Here is a 12,116-nt window from a genome sequence, read left to right as displayed (position 1 = left end):
GCGCTACTTCGCCTTTTCCGCGGCTGATGCCTCGTGAGCCTTGCGGATTTCTTCGAGCGTGTGCTCGTAGATGGCCGTCGGTGTGAAGCTCTGCGGCATGGCGCGCGGCGGAAACTCTTTCAACGTTTCGCAGAAACGCGTCACGTAATCCAGTCCGTAATAGATGAAGTACGCGTGATCCATGAAGTAGTCGTAGTACGTGTTCGACGTGATGTCGGCACGCTCGAAGGGGTCCATGAACAGGTTGTAGAGCTTCGGCATGCGCAACTTCGTAAACGGTTCGGCCCACACGCGCATCGTCCCTTGGGCGCGTTGCTCGTCAAAGACCAGCTTCCACTCGTTGACGCGCAACGCCACCAGGTCGCCGTCATCGTTGCAATAGATGAACCAGTTACGCGCGCTCTTGGCGCTCTTGTCCATCCCGGCCGAGCGCAGAAACGCCGACTGGTCCATACCGTCCAGGTGTACCTTGTAGTCCCGCCCCTGCGGACCGGTGGTGGTGTAACCCTTCTTCAGCTTGTCGACGATCTCCGGCTCGCCCGCGGCAGCACATAGCGTGGGCAGCCAGTCGTTGTGGCTCAGGATTTCATTGGTGACCGTGCCCGGCTTGATCGCGCCAGGCCAGCGCACCAGGCAGGGAACGCGATAAGCTCCTTCCCAATTCGTATTCTTCTCGCTGCGGAACGGGGTCATCGCACCGTCCGGCCATGTATTCATGTGCGGACCGTTGTCGCTGGTGTAGACGACGATCGTGTTGTCGGCGATCCCCATGTCGTCGAGCGACTTGAGCAGGCTGCCCACGGTTTCGTCATGTTCGATCATGCCATCGATGTACTCGCTATCGGCATGCTTGTAGCGGCCGCGATGCTCGGGCCGGACGTGCGTGCGCAAGTGCATGCGTGTCGAGTTGTACCAGCAGAAGAACGGCTTGCTCGCCGCGTGCTGACGCTTCATGTAATCGATCGCCGCCGATGAGGTCTCGTCGTCGATCGTTTCCATCCGCTTCTTGGTCAACGGTCCGCTGTCTTCAATCGTTTGCTTGCCGACTTTGCCCCAGCGGGGATCGACGGTCGTGTCATCCCGGTCCGTGGCCTTGCATTTCAGCACGCCGCGCGGCCCGAAGCGTTTGCGGAACGCCGGATCCTTGGGATAGTCGGGAAGCTCGGGCTCCTCTTCGGCGTTGAGGTGGTACAGGTTGCCGAAGAATTCGTCGAAGCCGTTCACGGTCGGAAGCGTTTCGTTGCGATCGCCAATGTGATTCTTGCCGAACTGCCCCGTCGTGTAGCCGAGGTTTCGCAATACGACGGCAAGCGTGGGATCGAGTTGGCTGATGCCCATCGGGGCGCCCGGGAAACCGACTTTCGTCAGGCCGGTGCGGATACCATGCTGGCCGGTAATGAACGCCGCGCGACCGGCGGTACACGATTGTTCGCCGTAATAGTGCAACAGGCGCAAGCCTTCCTTGCCGATGCGATCGATGTTCGGCGTCTCGTAGCCCATCAGGCCATCGCTGTAGGCGCTAACGTTACTGATGCCGACATCGTCGCCGAAAATCACGAGGATGTTGGGCTTGCTGCCCGCGGCCGGTCGCTGTGCGTTGTTCTGGTTCCGCGCTGACTTGTTTTGAGCAACGAACTGCACCCGGGCGCGATCGCTTGTGGTGGGCGGTGCTACTTCGGATTCAGCCATCACCTTTGGAGCACTGAACACGTCCAGACGTGCGGCCGCATAGCCGAGCAATCCGCCGATCAATACCGATACGATTAAGAAACGTCGCTGCATGTCCCCGTCTCCTGCAGAATTCGTCGAGCTGGAAGAGCTGTCTTCGCGAAGAGGCTGTTGATTGTAGCGATCGGCCAAGACTTTTCATCAAAAATTCGCCCCCACCGGCCACCTGGGGTATTCGAGCTGTGCGGCGCATGCGTATTCGCAACACTCGATGCCGATCCATCGCGCACGCTGGAAAGGGAATGTTAGGGAAACGTGACCGGTTCGCCGCCGGCGACCGTTAGCAGAGCGCGGATGAGGGCAGGATCGGTTTTGTCGTCGAAATACCGGACGGCGCCGTCGGCAATCAAGGCCATGGCACCGCCGGGCCACCGCTGGCGGGCGGCGTGCTGACTAGCGATGCCGTACTTCGACGGCGGATTGATCCGTGGATCGAAATAGGTGAAGTCCAAGTCGATCGGCGCGAGCCAGGGGATGTTGCGATCAGTCGTTTCGACGACGAGCAACGTGGTTGCTAAGCCATCGGTGAATTCACTCGCTGCGCGGCTGGCTGAGAACGGCCAAGCCGTTTCGTTGCCAATCACTGCCACATAGTTAGTCGTGCCCGGCGGCGCGTATGAGTCGCTGGGACAGCGATAAATGTCCGGCATGCGCTCTAGCAGTCGCCGATTGTCCGGTCCGTCCCACGGCTCGCTGAAGTCGTACGCGTCGTAGATCTCTTGATAGTGGGATGAATTGTCCCATTTCTCGGCGTAGGGCAAGATCAGCACGCGCCAACTGTGCATCAGACGCCCGTGACTATCGGCAATGTACGCGGGCGGAAATGTTCCGTAGACGGACAAGTAGTTCTGCAGTGCCAGGCCGATACGCTTGAGATGATTCTGGCAATCGGCCTTGCGATGCGCCTCGCTCCCGCCCCTCAATGCCTTGAGTATTTCGCTTCCATCCATCAGCAACGGTCCCAACAAGATCGCCAGCATTACCACGGCGAGAATCACAAACGCCGTCCCCATCAGAGTTGGCGATCGCCGGCCGTGTTGTTGTGATGGGGGGGCCATGCGCCGATTCTACTACGAACCTTTGCCGTAGTAGAATCGGCGCCTCCCGAAAGAAGTCCTGACCCGAGCGCAACCTTGTTAGGCTTTGAATGCTCGTCGGCGCATTCGCATCACGCAGAGCGAAGCGACGGCCAGAACGGCGAGCGTGATGGTGGACGGCTCGGGTATCCCTGGCGGAACACCCCCATTGACGCTGGCGAAGACCAAGGATGGGTAGCGATAGGCGCCGCCGATGCCAATCGAGCTGCCGCCACTGGCAATTGAGAACGTGCTGGCGTTCCAGGTGATGCCGCCGTTGATCGCTTCGAAGGTGAGATCGGCTGAGGAAAGCACGTTAGGACCGGCCGTGGTTTCATTTCCAAACTGGATTTCGCCCACCTGCATAACCGGGCCGTTAGTGACCGTTGGCAGCAAGGACAATGTCGTACCTGTCGCGAACAGGCCAACCGCCGTCAGGCCCGCCATTGGTCCCGACGACTGACCGGTCGCCCCGCCTGCGCTCCAACTCCATGAAGTAATATCGCTGCTCGTTAGGTTCCCGAGCGCGCCATCGGTCGTGATTGTGCCTGCCACGACTCCCTGGATTGGTGTATCGGACGGCGTAAAACCATTCGAGCCGAAGTTCGTCTTCGAGCCTGCGCCGTGAAACGAGAGAATGGTGTACGTGATCGACGCTACGCACACCCGGCCGGATGTAGCCAATAACATCGCGAGCGAAAATGAAGTTAATATTGATATTCGCATTAGCGATGCTCCTGTGTGAGTGTCCACGCGGTCGCTGATTTTAGCGAAGGAGCACGCGCATCCCAAGAAGAATTATCGAGATGGATGCATTGATGATGCCATGATGTGCCACCGATTCGGTGGTTAATTAGCGTTAGCGCGCTAATCGCTGCTGTCTCTGTTAGAGGTCGATGCGAATTGTGAATTTCGTTGAACTGCCTGGAAGTATTTCGTAGACTCGGGCTGCAGCGACAGAGCAGTCGGCCTCTCTCTAAACAAGCCGCGCGCTCTGAGTAGTCGCGGTCCAGGCAGGGGCAATTCTTTGGGAGACGCCAGGCGTTAACCCCTGCGCACGAATCGCGTCTTCCACATCGATCAAGCAACTGGGGAAGTCTCAAGATGCGGCAAACGAGAAGCGGGCAGGCGGCGTTTCACAGCACCGTGATTGCGGCGGTCATCACAGCATTCCTATTCGTATGCGTAGCGAATGCGCGAGCGCAGGTGACGGTCACAAATCTTCATAATGTCAATTTTTCGAACGAAGGGGATGGCGAACAGGCGCTGACCGTCGTCGGCAGCAAGATTTATGGGACCACCGGTCTCGATGGCCCGGGTATGCGTGGCGTCATCTATTCCATGAACCAGGATGGTTCCGGATTTCAGGTTCTGGACAACGTCAATGACACCGGCGGCTCGACCGTGACCGGAGCATTAGTCTCGGACGGATCGAAACTGTACGGCGCAACCTTTGGCCAAACTGGCGTCTACTCTGGCTCCCCCACGATCTTCTCGCTCAATCTCGACGGCACAGACCTGCAAGCAATTCACACCTTTGCGGACCTGTCAGGCAGTTCGCCCGTCACGCTCGTCGGCTCAAAACTGTACGGTACGACGAGTAGCGGCGGGACGGACAATCGAGGGACTGTCTTCTCGATGAACCTGGACGGGACCGGCTACCAATCGCTGTATTCCTTCGACGCCAGTAATTCCGGGGGAAGTCAATTGACCCTAATCGGATCGAAACTGTACGGCATCGGCCAGACCGGCACGGACTTTAGCAATATCGCCAGCACGATTTACTCGATCAATCTCGACGGAACAGGCATTCAGAGTTTGCACGCATTGCCAGGCACAACGGCCTCGTCGCAACTCGCCGTTATCGGTTCGACAATCTACGGGACGACGCAATTTCCGAGTAACACGGCCTTGGGCGGGCCGGACGCGTCGCTCTTTTCAATGAGTCTCGATGGCAGCAATTTTCAAACGCTGCATTCGTTTGCCGCCGGAGGATTCGAGCCTAACTACGGTGTAACCTCGTTCGATGGCAAGTTATTCGGTAGTGGCACGAGTTTCAGCACGTTCGACGACCAGATATTCTCGATCAATCCCGACGGATCCGGCTATCAACAGGTGCTCGATTTCAAGAATGTCGATCCGTCGGTCAATCTTGGCTTCCAAGTGAATGGCCCACTGGTGCCGATAGGAAATGCCTTGGCAGGCCCCACGAATTTCTCGAACTTTGGTGGAATGGTCTTCGCCGTGACTGTGCCCGAACCTGCGACCTGGGCGATGGCAGTACTCGCCACGATGGGGCTGCTAACGTTTCGTCGTGCGACTCGAGGGACGTCCGGATAGTTAAACGACGGAAATCGGGGATGTCAGATTCCTACATATTCTTGATCCCTAGCGACCCAAGGTTTGTGCCCGAGGAGCATAAATCGGAACTCGCACGCGCAGCGTTTGAAGTCCTGGCCCCTGATGCTGAAACTGTCGAAGTGCAAACGACCGCCAAGGTCAAATTCTACGACGCCGGAGAATACTTCGCCGAAGTCGAGTGTCCGGATTGCCACGCGATTCTTCCGTTCGAGTGGTGGCAAGAGCGAATGGGCGAAGACTTCGACGGCGAAGGGTTCGAACTTGCCGACTACTCACTCCCTTGTTGCGCGGCAAAGAGATGCCTGAACGATCTCGTTTATCACGAGGCACAAGGTTTTGCGAGGTTCGCGATATCCGCCATGAATCCCGTCATCCCCAAAATCAGCGATTCAGACGTGGCACGCCTGGAAGTACTTCTAGGAACGAAGTTGCGCGTGATCTATTGTCACGTTTAATCCGCGCTCGCGTGGTTCCACCGCGAGCGTCGGTTTTGAGCATACGCGACAAGGGCTTCCACTTAAAAAAATAAAAAAGGCCCGCGCCTCGCAGCGCCCCGGAGGCGCTAGCGAGTCGCGAGGCATCTAGATCACGTTATGGCAAAATCGCGGCAGTACAAAAATCTCGTTGCCGCCGTCGCCGTGACGACTAGTAGTAGTACTGCGCCGGCAGGTGCCAGACGTTGATGTTTGAGAACGTCAGGTTCAGTGCCGTGCTGGGGCCCGAGGTGATATAGGCGAGCGGATACATGAAGGCTCGCACCACGGTGCCGCTGGCCGTCGCGGCGCCAATAACTCGGAACTTCGAGGGCCCCGAATTGGCGTTGGTCGGCAGGTACCAGTACGAATCGAGTTCATCGAGCCCGACGCCCGACAGCGGATCCAGCATGAATGTCTGCAAGTCTTGCGAACTGCGCAGACCGGTCAGCGTGCTGTAGGTGGTGGCGTCGGCGGTGACGTTCATTTCGATGGCAAACAAATCGCCGGTCGAGTAGTTGTAGGTAGCGCCTCCCAGGAAGCTGTTGCTGGGATCGCGAATCTCGACCAACCCCGCCGGATATCCTCCGGACAAGGCCCCCGCGGTGATCGAGAGCGTATTGATGCCGGGGCCGCCGACGTTGTTGGTAAAAGTTACGCCGGGCAGGCTCCCCCAGTAACCGGTGCCAGTTCTGGGAACGAAAATGCAATTGCTCGAGATGGCCGTCCAGGGACTGCCCAACGGATAGGTGCGCCAATCGTCGGGAAAAGCGCACAACATGCGCGACTGCGGATCGTAATCAAAATCCGTATTGTGGTTTTGCCCATAGCTGCCGTGGAATGTGATCTGCGAGCAATTGCTTAACGAGCCCTGCGGCACGCTTTCTCCGGTTCGGCCCAGTGGATAGACCGCGCACGAGGGAGAGCTGGGGTTGCGGGCCACGGTGCCGCCCGAGCGAATCATGCTGTTGGCTTCCTGCCAGATCGTCAGAGTCGATTCGTGCAGACCGTTCGCCTTGATCCCGTAGTCGCCGTTCACTTCGGCGTAGACGACACCGTCAAATCCATCGCACGAGCCCTGGAACACGAAACCGCAGCCGCCATTTTCGCGCGACGTGACGTTGTTCAGGGACATGATCGTACAGTTGTTGAACGTGATCCCGTCCCCCGTGTTGCCTAGCGCGTAGACGGTATCCAGCTCCATGCCGGACATATTTTCGAGCCAGATTCCGCGCGAGCTGCACAGGCTGACAGTCAGATCCTTCAGCGAGATCGATTGTCCGCCGTCGTTCATGTACAAGCCCGAGGCATTCGGAGCTTGAATCGTGAGATTGTGCAAGAAGATGCGGATGTGCTGGTCGTTGACGATCGTGGGATTGGTCCAGGTGTAGTTGATGGCATAGCCCGTGCTACCCGTGTAGATCAAGCGGGTGCCCGCCTGCCCGAAGATGCCGAACCACATGGCATATCCGGCCGACGTGAACGGCAAGGGAAACGGCGAGGCGACGTACAAATCGCCGACCCAGGTGACCGAGTAATCCGTGATCGCGCCTGATTCCATGTTGCTGATCAGGGTGGCGATGGCCGTGCTATTAGCACTAGCAGACGTGGGACTGTTGAGAGTGATGCCGCTGACTGTGCTGAGGTCGATCATGGTTCACAATGACTCCAAAAGGGGACGATGAGCGCGCAGCGCGATCCCTGGCGGTACCGAAACGAGAATCGACGGCCTTAGCAGAGAAACGCCGCGAGAGAAGGCAGCACGACGACGAGCCGCGCTGCCGTGTCAACAGGGCCCGACATTAGCAAACATCGTGGCCTGATTTCAACCAAGGAAAAAGCCGCGCATTTTTTGCGCAAAGAATTTCGTCGGCTCGATAGGTGCCGGATGTGCCGTGAAAGATCAGCGATCCATCTTTCGAAGCCAGCGTTTTAAGAATCGCTCGACGGCCACGAGATGGCGCACATGACGGCGCGGCCAATTTGTTCATGCTCGTCAAAGACTTTAATCGCGCATGAGTTTGCAGAACGGAGGTCTACGTAGTGTATTTACACTAAGTGATGATGAAGCGATGACGATTGTAAAGATATTGAAAAGGCTCGTGCCCGACGGCGACGGGCAAGCTGTGCGTACCGCATCCGATATCGTGCGGAGTTACTGGTGAACGCCGAGTCAGCATGACTCGGGTACAAACCTGACCAGCGTGTCGATTTCGAGCCCCGAGGCACCGCGCGATTGAATTGACGGACGAGACCAGGTTTCCGATCACGGTTCACGTTCCCAGAGGCGATGAAGAGGTCGTCGTGCTGCCGCGACTGAAGCTGTCCCCGACGTGTCTACCGCAATGCACGCCCTTTAAATGCGAAAAGGCCCATCACAAGCGAGTTGTGATGAGCCTTTGATCTTTGTCTGAAGAGCCAGCGAAGGGAGTCGAACCCTTAACCCCCGCATTACGAATGCGGTGCTCTGCCAATTGAAGCTACGCTGGCTGATCTTTGCTTCGGGCCGGTTGCAAATGGCTGCCAAGAATCATTCGGTACTCGGTCATGACGAAACCGTGATTGCACCGGCAGGCAAGGCCCCGGTGCCACCCGACCGACGATCAAGCATACCACTCGCAACGAGTCGTCCGTTTAGCAAGCCTTCGAGGCTACGGAATGCGTCTCGGCTCGTCAAGCCATGCCTGGGCCAGATACCGCTTGGCGCGAGAGGGACGGCGGCGCCTTTCGCATCTCCATCCGCAATCAAAATCTACGCCAGTCAGTTTCGAGTCGGATTGGAAATGCTTACCGACTTCAAACCGCGGCCAGGTATGTCGCGTCGTCAAGCCGGCCTGGGCCAACGAAATCCGAGCCCTCTCGGCGAGCAGGTCTAGCGGCCGCCTTGGTCCCTCAAACGATCCGACAGAAGCCGCGATACGTAAGAACTTGCTAATGGAGCCCATGTGGCCCATTGGGATCTGCCAGTCGAAATCGCCTCCATCGGCCGAATCCTGACGGATCGACGCGTAGCCCGACCCACCCGGCCGAGGCGATTTTCTCCAAAAATGTTCGTGTACGAACGGGCGAAAATGGCTAGCATGGGGAGGAACGGGGATGTGAAACATCTCCCGACTATCGCGGGTAATGCTTGGGAAGCAACGTCCGCGGAGGGAGCGCTCGATACGCAGCGCTCTCGAAAATTGCGGCTCTCGGAATACTGGCCCGTCTGGGGGAAATCCCATGCGGGAAAAAAACGGGGGCCTCTGACGCGCCACATCCACAATGGCATTGCCGGATGGCCAGGGGCAAGTCAACCATCCTGCCGGTAGTCGTCAGAGGCCCCGCGGGCCAGTCTCATTAAGGAACCGGACTCTCGCGTCCAGTTCTGCTCTCCCTTATATGCACGAGGTGTGCCGAAAATGGCCCGCCTTGGTCGCAAGCTGCGCTGAGTCGTCAAGAGGTGTCTTTCCTGACAACGACTTACGTCCGTTTCAGAGATTTCAAATTTCTCTTGGCTGCGCAATTCATCTAACCCGTTAGTAGGGGTTTGTCGTCGATCAACGATCAATAACGCTGTACAAGGATGACTCATCGATGCAACGACAGGGGGAGCGGGTCGCAAGGCGACCAGCCTGTATCACAATGAGACACGCAGGCTGAAAGGGGCGCAACGACGGCCGGGCACCACCCCTTATTCTCGGGCATCGATTCGAGCAAACAGCTCGGCCAGCCGCTGCGTAGCAACGACAGGCGAGGCTTGGCTTTATAGGCGCTGCCCGTCGCAGTAGAATGGGCTTTTTCTCGTTCAGGGGACGTCCGGCCTGGATGGCAAGTTGTTTGCCTGGCCGGCTTTTCAGCGCGCCCCGCCGGCTGAGGGAACTCCAGTGCCTGCCAATCCTGCTCGGATCGGACCATACACCTGCGGCCCCGGACAGCCACTTTTGGTGATTGCCGGGCCGTGCGTGATCGAGAACGAAGAGCTGACCCTGTCGATCGCCCAGCGGCTCGACCGGCTGCGTCACGAATTGCCCATCCAATTGGTTTTCAAGGCTTCGTTCGACAAGGCCAATCGCACCAGCGGCGACGCCTTCCGCGGCCTGGGGCTCGAAGCCGGCCTGGCCGTGCTCGATCGGATTCGCCAGGTCACAGGGTTGCCTGTGACGACCGATATTCATGAGTCCTGTCAGGCCGCGCCCGTGGCACAGGTGTGCGACCTGTTGCAGATTCCGGCGTTCCTGGCCCGGCAGACCGACCTGCTCGTCGCGGCCGCAAAAACCGGCCGTGCCGTGAACGTTAAGAAGGGGCAGTTCATGGCCCCCTGGGACATGCGGCACGTCGTGACAAAGCTCGAACAGTCGGGCTGTCAAAACATCCTGCTGTGCGAGCGCGGCACATTTTTCGGATACGGTCGTCTGGTCAACGACATGCGTGCCCTACCGCAGATGCGTGCCCTGGGAACGCCGGTCGTCTTCGACGCCACGCACAGCGTCCAAGAGCCCGGTGGACTGGGGGCCGCGACCGGCGGTAATCGGGCGATGGTCGAACCGTTGGCACGCGCCGCCACCGCGATCGGCATTGACGGACTTTTCTTCGAAACACATCCCCAGCCGGACACCTCTCCCAGCGACGGGCCGAACATGATCCCGCTGGATGAATTTCCGGCGCTCATCGCCCGCCTGCTCGAGATTCGCGCGGTCGTGGAGAAATTCTAGTGACGAACGTTCCGGCGAAACACGTCGAACTCACAGCAGCCCGAAGCGCAGGCGAGGGATGGAAAGCAACACTAGCCCGAAGCGCTAGCGAGGTTTTTTTCGTCCGCTTAAACGCACACCCTCGCTGGCGCTTCGGTCTGGTGGGCGCGCTCGCCATTCTGGCTTTTGCTGGCTGCCAGGATACGAATAGCAGTCCGCGCACGGCCCACGTCACCTCGGCCACATCGCGCGCGCAGATGAATGATCAGAACCTGCAGTATGCATTCGACGTGTTGCGGGGGACGGAAGAGTTCCAGACCGCCGAGTCATTAGGCACGGTCGTCGCCCGTTTGAATCAATGGAGTCAGCAAAAGCAGCCGCTGGCCGATTGGCAACCCGAGCCGATTCTCGAGACGCTTCCCGAAGATCTGCGCTCTCTGCCGGCTGTGCGTTCGCTGGGCGACTTAAGTTTTCCGCCCACGGACGGCCCCGATTTGCAGCAAACGGTCTGGCTGAGTGCCATTGCCGAGCGCGCCCGCGGCCAGGAAAGTCAGCCGCTGGCGATTGCCCAGGCGCTGTTCGATTGGGTTATCCGCAACGAGCAAATCGAACGCGAGGCCCACATGCCCGTCCCGCACATGGGGCGAGAAATCCTCATCCTGGGGCGCTGCACCGCGACCGATCGCGCTTGGATCTTCTCGCTGCTGGCCAGGCAACAGGGATTGGACGTCGTCGAGCTCGCAATTTCCGACCAGGGGCCCAACGGCGAGCCGCGCAACTGGCTGCCGGCCCTGCTGCTGGACGGCGAGTTGTATTTGTTCGACACCCGGCTCGGTCTGCCGATCGCGGGTTCGGACGGCAAGCCGGTGGCCACACTCAAAGACGTCATGGCGGACGAGAAGTTGTTGCGATCAATGGACCTCGACGACCAGCGCGTCTACCCGATCACGGCCCTGGATCTGCAGCAGGTCGTGGCCCTGGTCGAGGCGTCCCCGATGTACATTTCTCATCGCATGCGGCTGGTCGAATCCGAGTTGCCAGGCAAGGAAACTTTGGTCCTCACCGCGCATCCGTCGGCGCTGGCCGAACGACTGAAAGCGAGTCCCGGCATTACCGCCGTTCAGGCCTGGCGACATCCGTATGAACGGATGAAAAGCCAGATGCAGATTGATCGCGAGACGCAAGTCAAAGCGGCGAACGAATTCGCGGCGTTTCAAACGCCGAGTACCGTACTTTGGCAAGCGCGGGTGTTGCACCTGCTAGGGACGTTCGAAGGGGATAAGGGAGCGAACGCGTTGTATCAGTCGGTACGCCCCTCGGAAGCGGATATCAAGTCCTATCGCGACAAAGCCCCCGAGAAGAATCGTCCCAGGGTCGAATTCGACGTCGCCCACATGCAGGAAGCAAAGCAAGCCGCTAGCTACTGGTTGGGGCTGATCGCGTTCGAACGTGGCAATTATGCCGCGGCCGTCGATTATCTGCAGACGCGCACGCTTGATGCAGCACCCGAGGGGCCCTGGACCGCAGGAGCCCGCTACAACCTGGCCCGCTCGCTCGAGGCCCTGGGGCGTACCGACGAAGCAATCCGCTTCTATCGGGCCGACCTGTCCGCGCAGCGGCAGGGGAATATCCTGCGGGCACAACACCTGGAAGCGGCCAAGAAACCAGCCGAATCCGCCGAAAAGGATAAGGCACCGGCCGAGTAGCACCCGCTGACCCTCGATCGGCCGAAAGGCCCATCTTGCCCGCCGGTCGCGCGGGCGGTAGACTTGTCTCTCTTACCAATTCAGCTAGTCAAAAAGCGG

General features: G+C 58.9%; 8 protein-coding genes and 1 tRNA gene. 4 read left to right on the top strand and 5 right to left on the bottom strand.

The annotated features are described in order from the left end of the window. Nucleotides 1-3: 3 nt before the first annotated feature. From VGN12_09890 to VGN12_09880, 3 genes are all read right to left on the bottom strand, one after another. Nucleotides 4-1,782 (bottom strand): arylsulfatase, encoded by a 1,779-nt coding sequence (locus VGN12_09890; GenBank protein HEY4309748.1) that lies wholly within the window; start codon nt 1,780-1,782, stop codon nt 4-6. A gap of 191 nt (nt 1,783-1,973) precedes the next feature. Then, a complete protein-coding gene (locus VGN12_09885; GenBank protein HEY4309747.1) occupies nt 1,974-2,786 on the bottom strand; it encodes a DUF1559 domain-containing protein in 813 nt (270 codons plus the stop codon). 78 nt (nt 2,787-2,864) lie between these two features. Continuing rightward, nucleotides 2,865-3,530, bottom strand: coding sequence for a hypothetical protein (locus VGN12_09880; GenBank protein ID HEY4309746.1), 666 nt, complete (start codon nt 3,528-3,530; stop codon nt 2,865-2,867). 378 nt (nt 3,531-3,908) lie between these two features. Between VGN12_09880 and VGN12_09875 the strand changes: the two genes are divergently transcribed. Continuing rightward, nucleotides 3,909-5,144, top strand: a complete 1,236-nt coding sequence (locus tag VGN12_09875; GenBank protein HEY4309745.1) for a choice-of-anchor tandem repeat GloVer-containing protein — start codon at nt 3,909-3,911, stop codon at nt 5,142-5,144. A 20-nt stretch (nt 5,145-5,164) separates the two neighbouring features. Next, the gene (locus tag VGN12_09870; GenBank protein ID HEY4309744.1) at nt 5,165-5,620 is read left to right on the top strand and encodes a hypothetical protein; all 456 of its coding nucleotides are present in this window, start codon (nt 5,165-5,167) and stop codon (nt 5,618-5,620) included. A 190-nt stretch (nt 5,621-5,810) separates the two neighbouring features. On the opposite strand, the gene VGN12_09865 is transcribed toward VGN12_09870, so the two are convergent. Together VGN12_09865 and VGN12_09860 are read right to left on the bottom strand one after the other, a co-directional pair. Further along, entirely contained in the window at nt 5,811-7,292 is a 1,482-nt protein-coding gene (locus VGN12_09865) for a right-handed parallel beta-helix repeat-containing protein (GenBank protein ID HEY4309743.1), read from the bottom strand. 762 nt (nt 7,293-8,054) lie between these two features. Then, nucleotides 8,055-8,128: transfer RNA gene (locus VGN12_09860), tRNA-Thr, on the bottom strand. 1,376 nt (nt 8,129-9,504) lie between these two features. Here VGN12_09860 and kdsA point away from each other — a divergent pair. Both kdsA and VGN12_09850 read left to right on the top strand, forming a co-directional pair. Then, the gene (gene kdsA, locus VGN12_09855) at nt 9,505-10,332 is read left to right on the top strand and encodes a 3-deoxy-8-phosphooctulonate synthase (GenBank protein ID HEY4309742.1); all 828 of its coding nucleotides are present in this window, start codon (nt 9,505-9,507) and stop codon (nt 10,330-10,332) included. Further along, nucleotides 10,332-12,017 (top strand): tetratricopeptide repeat protein, encoded by a 1,686-nt coding sequence (locus tag VGN12_09850; protein HEY4309741.1) that lies wholly within the window; start codon nt 10,332-10,334, stop codon nt 12,015-12,017. The genes kdsA and VGN12_09850 overlap by 1 nt, the downstream gene beginning before the upstream one ends. The last annotated feature ends 99 nt before the right edge of the window (nt 12,018-12,116 follow it).

It is taken from the genome of Pirellulales bacterium, assembly GCA_036499395.1.
Classification (GTDB): domain Bacteria; phylum Planctomycetota; class Planctomycetia; order Pirellulales; family JACPPG01; genus JACPPG01.
This window is presented reverse-complemented; position numbering and strand designations above follow the sequence as displayed.